Source organism: Tessaracoccus antarcticus, from assembly GCF_003688855.1.
GTDB classification, from domain to species: domain Bacteria; phylum Actinomycetota; class Actinomycetes; order Propionibacteriales; family Propionibacteriaceae; genus Arachnia; species Arachnia antarctica.
In genome coordinates this window covers 382,037-397,017 of sequence record NZ_REFW01000003.1, presented here as the reverse complement: position 1 = coordinate 397,017, position 14,981 = coordinate 382,037, and the positions used below count along the sequence as shown (strand labels likewise).

Genomic DNA, 14,981 nt, shown 5'->3' with positions numbered 1-14,981 from the left:
GGTCCCATCCCGAACCCGGAAGTTAAGCCTCTCAGCGCCGATGGTACTGCAGCGGGGACGCTGTGGGAGACTAGGACGCCGCCGGACTTACAAAATACCCCCTGGTAACCCCAGGGGGTATTTTTTTTGCCCACTTTTGGTGGGTGGCCCCACTTTTGAGAGAATCGACACATGCCTTCTTCTGACTACCCCTCCCGCGACCGCAACGAGCGTCCTCAAAGACGAGATGACGCCGGCCACGGCCGCCCCAGTGGGGGTGATGGAAGCTCCGAGCGCCGTGGTGGCTCAGGTGATCGCCGCGAGGGTGGATACCAGGGGCGCAGCGATGACAGTCGCAGCTCGGGTGATCGCCGCGAGGGCGGTTACCAGGGTGGGCGCTCCGACGGACCCCGTCAGGGTGGATACCAGGGTGGACGCTCGGACAGCCGTGGTGGCTCAGGTGACCGCCGCGAAGGTGGATACCAGGGTGGACGCTCCGACGGACCCCGTCAGGGTGGATACCAGGGTGGACGCTCCGACGGACCCCGTCAGGGTGGATACCAGGGTGGACGCCCGGACAGCCGTGGTGGCTCAAGCGATCGCCGCGAGGGTGGATACCAGGGGCGCAGCGATGACAGTCGCAGCTCGGGTGATCGCCGCGAGGGCGGTTACCAGAGTGGGCGCTCCGACGGACCCCGTCAGGGTGGCTATCAGGGTGGACGTTCCGACAGCCGCGGTGGATCAAGCGACCGCCGCGAAGGCGGCTACCAGGGTGGACGCTCGGACAGCCGGGGCGGATCAAGCGACCGCCGCGAAGGCGGCTACCAGGGTGGACGCTCGGACAGCCGGGGCGGCTCGAGCGACCGCCGCGAAGGCGGCTACCAGGGTGGACGCTCGGACAGCCGGGGCGGCTCGAGCGACCGCCGCGAAGGCGGCTACCAGGGTGGACGCTCGGACAGCCGCGGTGGCTCGAGCGACCGCCGCGAAGGCGGATACCAGGGCGGACGCTCCGACGGACCCCGTCAGGGTGGCTACCAGGGTGGACGTAGCGACAGCCGCGGTGGCTCAAGCGACCGCAGAGAAGGCGGCTACCAGGGCGGACGCTCCGACGGAGCCCGTCAGGGTGGCTACCAGGGTGGACGCCCCGACGGACCCCGCCAGGGTGGCTACCAGGGTGGACGCTCCGACGGAGCCCGTCAGGGTGGCTACCAGGGTGGACGCCCCGACGGACCCCGCCAGGGTGGCTACCAGGGTGGACGTAGCGACAGCCGCGGTGGCTCAAGCGACCGCAGAGAAGGCGGCTACCAGGGTGGACGCTCCGACGGACCCCGTCAGGGTGGATACCAGGGTGGACGCCCCGACAGCCGCGAGGGCGGATACCAGGGTGGACGCTCCGACGGACCCCGGCAGGGTGGCTACCAGGGTGGACGTTCCGACAGCCGTGGTGGCTCAAGCGACCGCCGCGAGGGCGGATACCAAGGCGGACGCCCCGATAGCCGCGGTGGCTCAAGCGACCGCCGCGAAGGTGGTTACCAGGGCGGACGCTCCGACGGACCCCGTCAGGGTGGCTACCAGGGTGGACGCTCCGACGGTCCCCGCCAGGGCGCGTATCAGGGTGGACGACAAGACGACAGTCGTGGTTCAGGTGATCGCCGTGAGGGTGGCTACCAGGGACGCAGCGACGACCGCCGATCCGATCGTCGCTTCGATGACACCCACGAGGTGTACGTGCCCAAGCCCGGCACGGCAGCTGCCGCCGACGAGCCCGAGACACCTCAGGACTTCGACCCGAAGGCGTTGCCGTTCCCTGTCCGCGCTGAGATGCGCGGACTTCCCAAGGAACTTGCACACACCGTCGCAGCGCACATTTTTGCTGCCGGCGAACTGATCGACATTGATCCTGAACTCGCGTACAAGCATGCGGAGGCGGCACGTCGTCGCGCCGGACGCCTGCCGGTGGTGCGCGAGGCTGCTGCGGAGACCGCCTACGCGGCTGGCCACTTCGACGTGGCCCTTCGTGAGTACCGTGCCATCCGGCGCATGAACGGTGGCGACGAACTCGTCCCCGTCATGGCCGATTGCGAACGTGCGCTGGGCCGTCCGCGCGAAGCGCTGGAACTTCTGGCGAGCATCAAGCCGCTGGACGAGACACTGCGCGTTGAATGCCTCCTTGTGGAAGCGGGCGTTCGTGACGACCTTGGGCAGAGGGCCGAGGCACTGCGCATCCTGAAGGCTGCCATCGCGGAACGGCTCGGTTCACGGGACTCGCAGGCTCGCCTGCGGTATGCCTACGCAAACCTCCTGGAGGAGGGTGGGAACACCGAGCCTGCAATCGAGTGGTTCAACAACGCTTCGCAGCTCGATCCGACAGGTGAGCTGAACACGGCTGACCGCATCGCCACACTCGAAGGCGTCACGTTGCCGGAATCCATGGGACTCGAGGACGAGGAGTTTGACGAGGACGAGGAGTCCGACGAGGACGAGGCCGGGGACGAAAGCGTTGGTGAGCAAGATGACGAGTTCGTTGGGGAATCTGACGCCGCTGACCCGTATGAGGTTGCTGACGAGTCCGGGTTTGCCGACGAGTCCGGGGTTGTCGAGGAGTTTGAGGTTGCCGAGGAGTCTGAGGTTGCTGACGAGTCTGCGGTTGTCGAGGAGTCTGCGGTTGTCGAGGAGTCTGAGGTTGTCGAGGAGTCTGAGGTTGCTGACGAGTCTGCGGTTGCTGACGAGTCTGCGGTTGTCGAGGAGTCCGGGGGTGCTGACGAGTCTGAGGTTGCTGACGAGTCTGAGGTTGCCGAGGAGTCTGAGGTTGCTGACGAGTCCGACGTCGCTCCGGTCACGCAGGAGGACCAGGCGTGACCAGACTCGTCGATGCCCATGATGCGGCGTTGTTCGACCTCGATGGTGTGATCTACCTCGGGCCCCACGTGATCGACGGCGTGACCAGCACGCTGTCGGAACTCCGTGCAACGGGGATCAAGGTGGGATTCGTCACCAACAACGCTGCCCGCACACCGGAGGCGGTCGCTGCGCACCTCGTGGAACTGGACATCGAGGCTGTGGGCACGGATGTTGTCAACAGCACGCAGGCCACCGTCAGGATGTTGCAGGCGGACCTGGAGCCCGGCTCCTCCGTACTGGTGGTGGGGACCGAGGCGCTGGAGTCGCAGCTGCGCGAAGGTGGTTTCCACCCGGTGCGTTCCCTGCACGACCATCCGTCTGCCGTGGTGCAGGGCTATCACCCGGCCATCGAGTGGAACCAACTCGAGACCGGGGCCATAGCCGTCCAGAATGGCGTCCCGTGGTACGCCACCAATCCGGACATGACCAGGCCAACGGAGCGGGGCATCCTTCCCGGGTGCGGCTCGCAGGTGGCCGTCATCCGGGCATGCGTCAACGTCGAGCCGCGCATGGCCGGAAAACCGTACCGGCCGCTCATGGACGAGACCGTGCTGCGCCTCGGGGCCGACCACCCGATCTTCGTCGGTGACAGGCTCGACACGGACATCATGGGCGCCAACGCCGTGGGGATGGCGTCGCTGTTCGTCTTCACGGGCGCCCACGGCAAGGCCGACCTCGTTGCCGCTGATGAATCCAGCCGGCCCACGCACATCGGGTTCGACGTCACTGCCCTGCTGCAGCCCACCCGCGTCGTCGACACCCTCGATGACGGCCGCGTGCGCTGTGGGCACCAGGTGCTGGACGTGTCCTCGGGTCAGGTCGTTGTGCTCGAGGACCCCGTGGACGTCGAGTCGCAGCTGGATGCGCTGTGGGCGACACTGCACGCCGTTTGGCATCTGGGATGCACCGCCGATGCCGTGCTGGACCGTCTCGACCTTCTCCGCTGATCGGGAGGACACCAGTGACCATGGACACGCCCTCACCGATGCAGGCCGCACCCGCCGGGGTGCGGCGGCAGCAGGCCGTGCACGATGCCATGGCCTCCGTCGATGGCATCACCGAGCTGCCCGTGGCCGAACAGTTCCAGCGCCTCGACGAGGCACAGCAGGTGCTCTCGGCCGTGCTGCAGAAGTCCTCCGACATCCCGCAGCCCGGGATCCCCGGCGTTGCCAACCGACCGTGAGGCTTGATCTGGCGCTGGTGTCGCGGGGCCTGGCGCGTTCGCGGAACCACGCAGCCACGCTCATCCGCACGGGGAGGGTGAGTGTCGACGGTGCCGCGGTGACACGGGCCTCTAGGCTCGTCACCGACCAGAGCGTGATCCACGCCGACGCCGACCGCTGGGTCTCGCGCGCCGCACTCAAGCTACTGGGGGCGCTGGAGGAGTCGGGAACCCCCGTCGGTGCCCGGGTGCTGGATGCCGGCGCCAGCACGGGAGGATTCACGCAGGTGTGTCTGGAGCGTGGCGCGGAACGGGTGTACGCCATTGACGTGGGGCATGACCAGCTCGTGCCCGAACTCCGCAGCGACCCGCGGGTGGTGGTGAGGGAGGGGTTGAATCTACGCAACCTCGTTCTCGACGACGTGGACGGGGAACCCGTGGACCTCGTGGTGGGTGACGTCTCCTTCATCTCCCTGACCCTCGTCCTGGAACCGCTGCTGTCGGTTCTGGCGCCGGGTGGATCCGCGCTGCTGCTCGTGAAACCACAGTTCGAGGTGGGCAGACACCTGCTCGGTGGCGGCGGTGTGGTCCGGGATCCGGCGCTCAGACAGGCAGCCGTGGACGCCGTCGTGGACGCCGCGATGACTCTGGGGTGGGCATGTGACTGGTGGGCGGAAAGCATACTGCCGGGCACCTCAGGCAACGTCGAGTTCTTCGTTCGCCTGACTGGATAGGCTGGTGGGCGTGGAGAATCGACGCGTGGCCGTGCTGCTGCACCCTGAGAGGGCTGAGGCGCTGCACGCAGCGTGTGAGTTCATGCAACGCATGCACGAGGCGGGGTTCGCCATTCTCACCTTCGCCGACGACGTGGACCGCATGCGAGACCTCGTGCCGAAGGCCCTGATCGAGGCCATCGATCACGACCCCGCCGAGCTGGCCGTGGTCTTCGGTGGCGACGGGACCATGCTGCGCGCCGCCGAATGGGCCCAGCCGCTCGGCGTGCCACTGCTGGGCGTGAACCTGGGACACGTGGGGTTCCTCGCCGAGCTGGAGACCTCCGACATGCACTCACTCCACACGTCGGTGATCACGCGCCAGTACCACGTGGAGGAACGCCTCGTCCTGCAGGTGCAGGTCTTTGAGGCCAACGGCTCAGCCAAATGGGATTCGTTCGCCGTCAACGAGGTGTCGCTCGAGAAACTGGCCCGCGAGAAGATGTTGAACGTCCTCGTGAGCGTCGACCAGCGACCGTTGTCCCGATGGGGCTGCGACGGCGTCCTCGTGGCCACCCCGTCCGGATCCACCGCCTACGCCTTCTCGGCGGGCGGGCCGGTCATCTGGCCGCAGGTGCAAGCCATGCTGCTGGTGCCCCTGTCCGCGCACGCTTTGTTCAACCGCCCCATGGTGCTGGCACCCTCCTCCGAAGTGCAGCTGGATCTCAGTCACGACCAGACACGCGGCGTCATCTGGTGTGACGGGCGGCGCAACGTGGAGGTGGTCTGCGGCGACGTCATCCTCGTCACCGCCAAGGACACCTTCCTGCGGATTGCGCGCCTTTCTGAGCAGCCGTTCACCACGAGGCTGGTGAAGAAGTTCGACCTTCCGGTCGAGGGATGGCGGAGACGACCGGACGAGACCGCCACATGCTGACGGAACTCAGGCTTACCGGGTTCGGGGTGGTGGAGGAGGCCGCGCTGCAGCTGGGGCCCGGACTCACCGCCCTGACGGGGGAGACCGGCGCGGGCAAGACGATGATCGTGGCCGGTCTGGGGCAGTTGCTGGGCGCCCGGGGAGACGCCGGAATCGTGCGACGCGGCAGCGAACGGGCCCTCGTGCAGGGCCGGTGGCAGGTGCCGCCGTCAGTCGTGGCGCAGGTCGAGGACCTCGGCGGCGACGTCGACGACGGTCAGGAACTCGTGACGCAGCGCCAGGTCAGCGCGCAGGGCCGGTCCAGGGCCATCATGGGGGGCGCTCCCGTGCCGGTGTCCGCGCTTGGTCAGGTGCTCGACCAGCTCGCCACCATCCACGGCCAGTCGGAGCAGCAAAGGCTGTCCACCCCGGAGCGTCAACGGGAAATCCTTGACGCCTGGGCCCGGCCGGCGGAGCTGGAGGGCTACAGACGCGATTGGGCGGAACGCCGCGCAGCGGCCGCGGAGCTGGAGAGTCTCGTCGACCAGGCCATGGCCCGGGCCCGGGAAATCGACATGCTGCGCTTCGGGCTCGAGGAGATCACCGCCGCCGCGCCCGAGCCGGGTGAGGACGATGCACTGGCGAGCGAGGCCACACGCCTCATGGACGCCGATGATCTGCGCCACCTTGCAGGGGCGGCGCAGAAGGCGTTGAGCGGCGACGACGACGACTTCGACGTGCCCAGCGCCGTCGGCCTGCTGGGGGAGGCACGCAAGGCGATCGCGGCGCTCGCTGAACGCGACGGACTCGCCAGGGAGCTGTCGCAACGGGTGCAGGAGGCGCAGTACCTGCTGGACGACGTCGCCGTGGGTGTGGCCGGGTACGTCGCCGACCTGGTGGCGGATCCGGCGCGGCTGGAGGCCGTCGGTCAGCGCCGCGCGCAGCTCGCTGGCCTGATGCGCAAGTACGGCCCCGGACTGGGGGATGTCATCGACTGGGCCGCCCGGGCCGCGGAGAGCCTCCAGAGACTGGAGGGGTCCGACGGTCGGATCGAAGAACTGCGCGCACGGATCGCAGCGCTCGATGAGCGGTTGACGGCGGCCGCCCTGAGCGTGTCCGCGGATCGTCGACGCGCCTCCGAGCAACTGTCGGGGCTGGTGGAGACCGAGATGGCGGCGCTCGCCATGCCCCACGCCTCCCTGACGTTCGTCCTGACCCCCATCGAGCAGGGGCCGCACGGGGCCGACCGGATCGAGTTGATGTTCACGGCCAACCCCGGCAGCGCCCCGGCTCCGCTGGGGAAAGTGGCCTCCGGGGGAGAGCTGTCCCGCGTTCGGCTGGCGCTCGAGGTGGTGTTGGCCGGGGCTTCGGAGGACCACACTTTCGTCTTCGACGAGGTCGACGCAGGCGTGGGTGGGGCCGTTGGTCTGGAGATCGGCCGTCGGTTGCAGCGCCTGGCCACCACGTCCCAGGTCATCGTTGTGACCCACCTGGCCCAGGTCGCGGCCTTCGCCGACGCCCATTTCGTGGTGGCCAAGGCCAGCGACGGGCAGGTCACCACCTCCGACGTGCGTCAACTCGACGACGCGCAACGCCCCGCAGAACTGGCCCGCATGATGGGAGGCTCTGGAGAGTCCGTGGCCGGCGTCGACCACGCCATGGAGCTCTGGTCCGCGGCCCGTCGCTGACCAGCGGACCCGCCCGCTCCCACCGATGTCTCCAGTCTGTGACGATGGCACCTGAACCGCGCATCAGCACAGGTCGCCTGGTGCGTGACCTCGTGGGGCGCGAGAACGCTCGCGCTGCGCGGCCCGACTCCGCGTTTCTGGGGGCTGTCCTGGAGACTCCCTCATCGCTACGTCGCCTCGTCTGGTTCTGTGGCACTGCGGCGGCGACGGTGGCCGTTTCATGCCCGACGCTGTCATCGCCCGGTCGGCCAGCCACACCTGAGCGTCCACCGGCCGGGACGGATGCCCGACGTGAGAATCCGGTCACGCCATGACTTGCCGGCGGCGTGCTGCTGGCTAGGGTGGCTGTTGGAGACCCAACATCTCTGACATCTGCAAGGAGAAGACATGACCCGTGCCCTCATCGTCGTCGACGTCCAGAACGATTTCTGCGAGGGAGGCTCCCTGGCCGTGCCCGGAGGTGCCGCGGTGGCCGAGGCCATCGACGACCTCCTGGCCGAGGACCACGGCTACGACCTCGTGGTGGCCACCCGGGACCACCACATCGACCCCGGCGCACACTTCAGTGAGCACCCGGACTTCGTCGACTCCTGGCCCCCACACTGCGTGGTGGGCACGGAGGGCGCGGAGTTCCACCCGAACCTGGGCTTCCGCGACTTCGACGCCATCTTCGACAAGGGTGAGTACTCCGCCGCCTACTCCGGTTTCGAGGGTGCCGACCATGACAGCGACGATGTCAGCCTTGAGGACTTCCTCAAGGAGAACTCGGTCACCGACGTGGACATCTGCGGGATTGCCACCGACCACTGCGTGAAGGCCACGGCCCGCGACGCCTTCGAGGCAGGGTTCGACACAACCGTCCTGCTGACCCTGACGGCGGCCGTCACCCCCGGGAACGTGGACGGGCTCGTCGAGGAATGGAGCGACACGGGCATCTGGGTGTCCCAGGGCTGAGCGAGACTCACCGGCCGGTGGCGAACACCTCGGCGAGGTCGTAGGCGACCGCCACATCCACCTGCTCCAGCAAGCAGGAGGTGGGGTCGCGGTCGGGGCGCCACCGCACGAAGCTGACGGCGTGGCGGAACCGGTGGCCCTCCAGTTGGTCGAAGGCCACCTCCACCACGAGGCTGGGCTCCAGCGGCACGTAGCTGGCGTCCTTCTCCGCCGAGAACCGTGAGCGGGTGGAGGTGAGTGCCGGCTCGATGTCGGCGATCACGAGGGGTGCGAGTTCGCTCACCAACTGTCGGCGCATCTCCAACGGGAAGCCGACGATGCCGCCCACCCGGGCCAGCTCCCCGTCCGCGTCGTACATCCCCAGCAGCAGGGAACCGACGCCGTCGCCCCCCTTGGCGATCCGGTAGCCGACGACAACGGCCTCAGCGGTGCGCTTGTGCTTGATCTTCAACATGCTGCGCCTGCCCTGCTCGTACACGCCGTCGACAGCTTTGGAGACCACGCCGTCGAGTCCGGCACCCTCGAAACGAGTGAACCAGTCCCCGGCCAGGCCGCTGTCGCGGGTGTAGGCGCTGAGGTGCAGGGATGGGTGCGGATTCGGGGCGAACAGCGTCTCGAGGACAGCCCGGCGGGACTCCCAGGGCTGTCCCGTGAGATCGTCGTCGCCGAGTGCCAGGACGTCGAAGCACACGAACTCCGCGGGGGTCTCCGCGGCCAGGCGCGTGACCCGGCTCTCGGCAGGATGGATGCGTTGGGCCAACAGGTCCCACGACAGGTGCTGAGCGCCCGGTTCGCCGGCGCGGACGATGATCTCGCCGTCCAGGATGCAGCGCTGCGGCAGGGTGGCCATGGCTGGCACCAGTTCGGGGAAGTACCGGGTCAGGGGCTTCTTGCCGCGGCTGCCCAGCACGATGTCGTCGCCGTCACGGGAGACGATGCATCGGAAGCCGTCCCACTTGGGCTCATGGATGAATCCGCCCGTGGGGATGGCGGCGACGGACTTCGCCAGCATCGGGGCGATGGGCAGTTCCAGCGGCAGCATGTGAGTCATCGTCGCACGGTGGTGATGTGCATGCTGAGTCTTTGGCCGGGACGGGCCTGCGCGATCGTGTCGCAGGAGGTGTCGTCGAGGACGGCGACGACGGGGTAGCCGCCCGTCACGGGATGGTCGGCCAGGAACACCACGGGGTGACCCGACGGGGGCAGCTGGAGCGCGCCACGGACCATGGGTGCGCTGGGCAGCTCGGTGCCGACCCTGAGGGCTCGCCGGGGCAGGGCCCGCCCCTGCAGCCGCACACCCACCCGGTCGGAGTCCGGTGACACCTGCCAGTGCGTCGCGTCCAGTCCGTGCAGCAACCAGTCCATGTGCGGGCCGGGCTGGGCCACCAGGTACAGCGCATCCGGGGACGGCCGCTGCGCCGGGGCGGCGTCGACGGTGGGCCGGACCGGACGGGCGCCCGCCGGCAGCACCATCCCGGTCCGGAGAGGCTCTGGCCCCAGGCCGGAGAGCGTGTCTCGAGACCTGGATCCCAGTACCGGTTCCACGGCCACGCCACCGGAGACGGCCACATACGCCCGGAGACCCGCCGTGCTGAATCCCAGCCGCAGCCGTTGGCCTGCACGCAGGGCGACGGGCCCCGCCCAGGCGATGGCCCGCCCATCCACTCGCGCTCCGCAGTCGGCACCCGTCAGCGCCACCCACGTGGCCTGGGTGGCGAGCAGTTCCAGGCCCCCGAGGAGCACCTCGATGGTGGCGGCGCCGGCGTCGTTGCCGAGCAGTGCATTGGCGAGGCGGTGGGACTCCCTGTCGGCGGCGCCCGAGGGGGAGACGCCCACGTGCATCCAGCCCGGGCGCCCCAGATCCTGGATGGTGGCCAGGGGGCCCACCGCGGTGACGTGCAGGTTCACGGCAGCGCCCGGAACTGCACGCGCATGCCGGGACGCAGCAGCGCAGGCTCAGCCATGGAGGCGTCCCACATGGCCGAGCGGGTGTGGCCGATGAGCTGCCAGCCGCCGGGGGAGCGGCGCGGATACACGGCGCTGTAACCATCGGCCAGCGCAACAGCCCCCGGGGGGACGATGGTGCGCGGCTCCTCGCGGCGGCCGACGCGCAGCCGGGCGTCACCGTCGGCCAGGTAGGCGAAGCCGGGGGCGAAACCGCCGAACGCCACGGTCCACGGGGTGCCGGTGTGGGCGGTCACGACCTCGTCGACGTCGAGCCCGCAGGCGCGTGCGACGAACTCGAGGTCAGGTCCGTCGTAGGTCACCGGGATCTCGACCGTCCTCCCGTCGGGGGAGTCGCGCGGTGGCAGGTCCGTCAGAGCTTCCAACATGTTCCGCAAAGCCTCGGCGTCGGAGGGGGACGCGGCGGTCACGAGCACGCTCCGGGCGGCGGGTACCACGTCCACGATCCGGGCCCATGCCCCACCCCCGTCGACCCGCAGCAGGCGCAGCGCAGCGTCGAGGGAGCGCACCCCCGTGGCGTCCTCCATCTCCAGGAGCCACGCCCGTTGGCCGTAGGGCAGGACCCTCATGCGAAGGGGACCACGTCGACGCCGGATGCCAACAGTGCGGCGCGGACGGCGGTGGCCAGGTGCACGGCACCGGGCGTGTCACCGTGCAGGCAGATGGACTCCACCGACACCTCGACGACGGAGCCGTCGACCGCCACGACCCGACGCTCCGTGGCGATCATCAGCGCCTGCGCCACCACCTGCGCCGTGTCGCGCAGCACGGCGCCGGCAGCGGTGCGGGGTACCAGGGTGCCGTCGGGCCTGTAGGCGCGGTCCGCGAAACCCTCGGCCACCGGGTGCAGTCCAGCGTCCTGGGCCAGGCGGAGGAACAGCGAGTGGGGCGGTCCGAGGACGGGAAGGCCGGGAGCGAACTGTGCCACCGCCCGCACCACCGCTGCCGCGTGTGCGGGGTCGGTCATCACGGCGTGGTACAGCGCACCGTGGGGCTTCGCGTACACCACAGGGATGCCCACCTGTTGCGTCGCGGTGGACAGCATCCGCAGCTGCCCCAGCACCTGCCGCTCGAGATCCGCCGGGGCCACATGCAGTGCGACGCGCCCGAAGTTGAGGCGATCCTCGTACGAGGGGTGTGCACCGACCCGCACCCGGCGTCGCCGTGCCGCGGCGCTCGTGGTGTGCATCGAGTCACTGTCCCCGGCATGCCCGCCACAGGCCACGGAGCCGGAGGACACCACGGCCAGCATGGCATCGTCGTCGCCGCAGCCCTCCCCGAGGTCGGCGTTGAGGTCGATGCGCATGGCATCCAGCCTAGGTGGTGGCCGCTCGCGGGCAAGGCTGTCGTTGTGGGCACGTCGTCAACGGGACCGCTCCGGGGGTCTAAGCTGGAACCCCGTGGAGCACACGAAGATCACCAAGCATGTTTTTGTCACCGGGGGCGTCGTGTCCTCGCTCGGCAAGGGGCTCACGGCCTCCAGTCTGGGCAGCCTCCTGGTCGCGCGCGGCCTGAGGGTCACGATGCAGAAACTGGACCCCTACCTCAACGTCGACCCCGGCACGATGAACCCCTTCCAACACGGTGAGGTGTTCGTGACCGAGGACGGCGCGGAGGCCGACCTCGACATCGGCCACTACGAGCGTTTCCTGGGGGTGAACCTCACGGGCGACGCCAACGTCACCACCGGCAAGGTCTACTCCTCCGTCATCGCCAAGGAGCGCCGCGGCGAGTACCTGGGCGACACCGTCCAGGTGATCCCGCACATCACCAACGAGATCCGCGACTCCATGATGGCCATGGGTGGCCCTGACATCGACGTGGTGATCCACGAGATCGGGGGCACCGTCGGCGACATCGAGTCGCTCCCGTTCCTGGAGGCTGCCCGCCAGGTCCGCCACGAGATCGGCCGGGAGAACGTGTTCTTCCTGCACGTCTCGCTGGTGCCGTGGATCAAGCCGTCAGGGGAGATGAAGACCAAGCCCACGCAGCACTCCGTGGCCGCGCTGCGACAGGTCGGCATCCAGCCGGACGCCATCGTGTGTCGTGCCGAGTCCGAGATCAGCCAGTCGCTGAAACGCAAGATCGCGCTCATGTGCGACGTCGACGAGGAGGCCGTGGTCTCCTGCGCTGACGCACCGTCGATCTACGCCATCCCCAAGGTGCTGCACGCCGAGGGCCTCGACGCCTACGTGGTGCGCCGCATGAACCTCAGCTTCCGCGACGTGAACTGGAAGTCGTGGGACGACCTGCTGCAGCGGGTCGAGTACCCCAAGCACCAGGTCACCGTCGCGCTCGTGGGCAAGTACATCGACCTGCCCGATGCCTACCTGTCCGTGTGCGAGGCACTGCGCTCCGGCGGGTTCGCCAACTGGGCGCGCGTCAACGTCAAATGGGTCCGATCCGACGATTGCGACACCCCGCAGGGAGCGGCGCGTCAACTCGGTGACGTGGACGCCGTGCTCGTCCCGGGCGGGTTCGGCATCCGTGGAGTCGAGGGCAAACTGGGGGCGCTGCACTACGCCCGGGAGAACCTGATCCCCACCCTCGGCCTGTGCCTGGGGCTGCAGTCGATGGTCATCGAGGCGGCCCGCAACCTCGCAGGCATCCACGACGCGGGCTCCTCGGAGTTCGACCCCGACACCGAGCATCCCGTCATCGCCACCATGGCCGAGCAACTCGACATCGTCGCCGGCAAGGGGGACCTGGGCGGCTCCATGCGACTCGGGTCCTACCCGGCCGACCTGGTGAAGGGCACGCTGGCACACAGCCTCTACGGGCGGGTCCGCGTGGAGGAGCGCCACCGTCACCGCTACGAGGTCAACAACGCCTACAGGGCCCAATTGGAGGAGGCCGGGCTCGTGATTTCTGGTACCTCGCCCGACGGCACCCTCGTGGAGTTCGTCGAGCTGCCCGTGGGAGTTCACCCGTTCTACATCTCCACCCAGGCGCACCCCGAGCTGAAGTCGCGCCCCACGAAGGCGCACCCGCTGTTCGCCGGACTCATCAAGGCCGCCCTGGCGCGGCAGGACGGACAGGCCAGATGAGCATCGCAGACAAGCCGCTCCGCTGGGACGTCGTGCACCGCGACGTCCTCGGGAAGGGCGCCATCTCCAGTTTCGTCGACGACCGTGTCACGACGCCCTCGGGCGACACCGTCCAGCGCCAGTACCTGACGCACCCCGGCGCCGTCGCGGTGGTCGCGTGGGACGAGGACGCCGACACCATCGCATGCCTGCACCAGTACCGGCACCCCGTGGGGATGGAGCTGGTGGAGATCCCCGCCGGTCTGCTGGACGGCGTCGACGAGGCATGGGTCGATGCGGCCCGGCGCGAGCTCGCGGAGGAGGTGGAGCTGGCCGCACAGAGGTGGCAGGTCCTCGTGGACATCTGCCCCACCGCCGGAGCCTGCCAGGAGTCGCAGCGCATTTACCTGGCACGGGGCCTCGCGCGCACGGAACGCCCGCACGGCTTTGAGCTGGAGGGGGAGGAGCTGGAGATGTCCTGGGAGTGGCTGGACCGCGCTGCGCTTCTGGAGGCCGTCCTGGAGGGTCGCTGCCAGAGCCAGGCCCTCGTCACGGGAATTCTGGCGTTGGAGACGGCCCGGTTGGGCGGCCGACTGGAGGGGTTGCGCCCCAGTGACGCCCCCTGGCCCATCCGGAGCCGACCGAGGCCATGACCTCCGGCGACGCCACAGTTGAGACAACAGTGGCCGACTACCTCTCCCACATCCGTGTGGAGCGTGGCCTGGCTGCCAACACGGTCGCGGCGTACAGGCGCGACCTGGGGCGTTGGGTGTCATTCCTCGCCGAGCGGGGGATCACCGACATCGCCGAGGTGACCCCCGTCGAGGTGGACGAGTTCGCCCGCACCAGCAGTTCCCAGCTGGCGCCCGCCTCGGCCGCACGGGGGGTGGTGGCGGTGCGCATGCTGCACGCGTTCGCCGTCGAGGAACAGCTCATCACTTCCAACCCGGCCAAGGACGTGGCCCCGCCCACCCCGCCGCAGCGGTTGCCGAAGGCGCTGGGGGTCGACGAGGTGCGGCGACTTCTGGAGGCGCCTGACCGCGACGACGTCGTCGGCCTGCGCGACGCCGCTCTTCTGGAGCTCCTCTACGGCACCGGGGCACGGGTCTCGGAGGTGTGCGCGCTGGACGTCGACGACGCCACGGCGGCCGTGGGACGCGACGAGCCGGAGCTGCGGCTGTTCGGGAAGGGTGGCAAGGAGCGGGTGGTCCCGCTCGGCTCGTTCGCCTGCGACGCCATCGATGCCTACCTGGTGCGCGCACGCCCGGCCCTGACGAAGGGTCGCGCGGATCCGGCACTGCTGCTGAACCAGTACGGACGTCGTCTGTCACGCCAGTCCGCCTGGGCCGTGATCTCGCGGGCGGCAACGGCGGCGGGGCTGACCGGTGACATCTCGCCGCACAGCCTGCGGCACTCCTTTGCGACGCACCTGCTCGACGGCGGTGCGGACGTTAGGGTGGTGCAGGAACTCCTGGGCCACGCGTCGGTGGCCACCACGCAGATCTACACACTCGTGACCATTGAGAAGTTGCGCGAGGTTTACCTCGCGTCGCATCCTCGCGCGCTCTGACCTGCGACACCCCGCGCGCTCTGAACTGCGACACCACGCGCGCCCGCACCATCACCTCGGTCGAGGAACCCATCACGCGCGCATGAGTGGCACCCTCGAGTGACCTC

14 protein-coding genes and 1 rRNA gene are annotated in these 14,981 nt (G+C 69.1%); 11 read left to right on the top strand and 4 right to left on the bottom strand.

Annotated elements, in window-relative coordinates:
- The 8 genes from rrf to EAX62_RS13015 form a co-directional block, all read left to right on the top strand.
- Positions 1-87: ribosomal RNA gene (gene rrf / locus EAX62_RS13050) — 5S ribosomal RNA — on the top strand; the annotation flags it as partial.
- Positions 88-171: 84 nt separating this feature from the next.
- Complete coding sequence (locus tag EAX62_RS16565) at positions 172-2,838, top strand: hypothetical protein (RefSeq protein WP_147454105.1); 2,667 nt, start codon at positions 172-174, stop codon at positions 2,836-2,838.
- Positions 2,835-3,827 (top strand): HAD-IIA family hydrolase, encoded by a 993-nt coding sequence (locus tag EAX62_RS13035; protein ID WP_121902129.1) that lies wholly within the window; start codon positions 2,835-2,837, stop codon positions 3,825-3,827. The genes EAX62_RS16565 and EAX62_RS13035 overlap by 4 nt, the downstream gene beginning before the upstream one ends.
- Before the next feature lie 20 nt (positions 3,828-3,847).
- On the top strand, positions 3,848-4,063 hold the full coding sequence (locus EAX62_RS17180; protein WP_233557946.1) for a hypothetical protein: 216 nt from the start codon (positions 3,848-3,850) through the stop codon (positions 4,061-4,063).
- Complete coding sequence (locus EAX62_RS13030) at positions 4,060-4,776, top strand: TlyA family RNA methyltransferase (RefSeq protein ID WP_233557945.1); 717 nt, start codon at positions 4,060-4,062, stop codon at positions 4,774-4,776. Before EAX62_RS17180 ends, EAX62_RS13030 begins: the two co-directional genes overlap by 4 nt.
- A gap of 4 nt (positions 4,777-4,780) precedes the next feature.
- On the top strand, positions 4,781-5,692 hold the full coding sequence (locus EAX62_RS13025; RefSeq protein WP_121902127.1) for an NAD kinase: 912 nt from the start codon (positions 4,781-4,783) through the stop codon (positions 5,690-5,692).
- Positions 5,686-7,359, top strand: coding sequence for a DNA repair protein RecN (recN, locus tag EAX62_RS13020; RefSeq protein WP_121902126.1), 1,674 nt, complete (start codon positions 5,686-5,688; stop codon positions 7,357-7,359). The genes EAX62_RS13025 and recN overlap by 7 nt, the downstream gene beginning before the upstream one ends.
- A 387-nt stretch (positions 7,360-7,746) precedes the next feature.
- On the top strand, positions 7,747-8,313 hold the full coding sequence (locus EAX62_RS13015; RefSeq protein WP_121902125.1) for an isochorismatase family protein: 567 nt from the start codon (positions 7,747-7,749) through the stop codon (positions 8,311-8,313).
- A 7-nt stretch (positions 8,314-8,320) separates the two neighbouring features.
- Here the strand turns inward: EAX62_RS13015 and EAX62_RS13010 are convergent, their stop codons facing one another.
- The 4 genes from EAX62_RS13010 to EAX62_RS12995 are packed head-to-tail and all read right to left on the bottom strand — an operon-like array spanning position 8,321 to position 11,584.
- Positions 8,321-9,364: an ATP-dependent DNA ligase gene (locus EAX62_RS13010; RefSeq protein WP_199711283.1), complete on the bottom strand. Its 1,044-nt coding sequence runs from the start codon at positions 9,362-9,364 to the stop codon at positions 8,321-8,323.
- Positions 9,361-10,221, bottom strand: coding sequence for a 5-oxoprolinase subunit C family protein (locus tag EAX62_RS13005; protein WP_121902123.1), 861 nt, complete (start codon positions 10,219-10,221; stop codon positions 9,361-9,363). The genes EAX62_RS13010 and EAX62_RS13005 overlap by 4 nt, the downstream gene beginning before the upstream one ends.
- Entirely contained in the window at positions 10,218-10,847 is a 630-nt protein-coding gene (locus EAX62_RS13000) for a 5-oxoprolinase subunit B family protein (protein ID WP_121902122.1), read from the bottom strand. The genes EAX62_RS13005 and EAX62_RS13000 overlap by 4 nt, the downstream gene beginning before the upstream one ends.
- On the bottom strand, positions 10,844-11,584 hold the full coding sequence (locus EAX62_RS12995; protein WP_121902121.1) for a LamB/YcsF family protein: 741 nt from the start codon (positions 11,582-11,584) through the stop codon (positions 10,844-10,846). Before EAX62_RS12995 ends, EAX62_RS13000 begins: the two co-directional genes overlap by 4 nt.
- Before the next feature lie 94 nt (positions 11,585-11,678).
- Between EAX62_RS12995 and EAX62_RS12990 the strand changes: the two genes are divergently transcribed.
- The 3 genes from EAX62_RS12990 to EAX62_RS12980 are packed head-to-tail and all read left to right on the top strand — an operon-like array spanning position 11,679 to position 14,874.
- Complete coding sequence (locus tag EAX62_RS12990) at positions 11,679-13,325, top strand: CTP synthase (RefSeq protein WP_325048831.1); 1,647 nt, start codon at positions 11,679-11,681, stop codon at positions 13,323-13,325.
- Entirely contained in the window at positions 13,322-13,957 is a 636-nt protein-coding gene (locus EAX62_RS12985) for an NUDIX domain-containing protein (RefSeq protein ID WP_121902120.1), read from the top strand. The genes EAX62_RS12990 and EAX62_RS12985 overlap by 4 nt, the downstream gene beginning before the upstream one ends.
- Positions 13,954-14,874: a site-specific tyrosine recombinase XerD gene (locus EAX62_RS12980; protein WP_121902119.1), complete on the top strand. Its 921-nt coding sequence runs from the start codon at positions 13,954-13,956 to the stop codon at positions 14,872-14,874. The genes EAX62_RS12985 and EAX62_RS12980 overlap by 4 nt, the downstream gene beginning before the upstream one ends.
- The last annotated feature ends 107 nt before the right edge of the window (positions 14,875-14,981 follow it).

Bases quoted from the DNA above. Each gene is read 5' to 3' on its own strand.
- EAX62_RS12995 (WP_121902121.1), bottom strand. From the start codon at position 11,584: ATGCGCATCGACCTCAACGCCGACCTCGGGGAGGGCTGCGGCGACGAC.
- recN (WP_121902126.1), top strand. From the start codon at position 5,686: ATGCTGACGGAACTCAGGCTTACCGGGTTCGGGGTGGTGGAGGAGGCC.
- EAX62_RS17180 (WP_233557946.1), top strand. From the start codon at position 3,848: ATGGACACGCCCTCACCGATGCAGGCCGCACCCGCCGGGGTGCGGCGG.
- EAX62_RS13010 (WP_199711283.1), bottom strand. From the start codon at position 9,364: ATGACTCACATGCTGCCGCTGGAACTGCCCATCGCCCCGATGCTGGCG.
- EAX62_RS12980 (WP_121902119.1), top strand. From the start codon at position 13,954: ATGACCTCCGGCGACGCCACAGTTGAGACAACAGTGGCCGACTACCTC.
- EAX62_RS12985 (WP_121902120.1), top strand. From the start codon at position 13,322: ATGAGCATCGCAGACAAGCCGCTCCGCTGGGACGTCGTGCACCGCGAC.
- EAX62_RS16565 (WP_147454105.1), top strand. From the start codon at position 172: ATGCCTTCTTCTGACTACCCCTCCCGCGACCGCAACGAGCGTCCTCAA.
- EAX62_RS13015 (WP_121902125.1), top strand. From the start codon at position 7,747: ATGACCCGTGCCCTCATCGTCGTCGACGTCCAGAACGATTTCTGCGAG.
- EAX62_RS13000 (WP_121902122.1), bottom strand. From the start codon at position 10,847: ATGAGGGTCCTGCCCTACGGCCAACGGGCGTGGCTCCTGGAGATGGAG.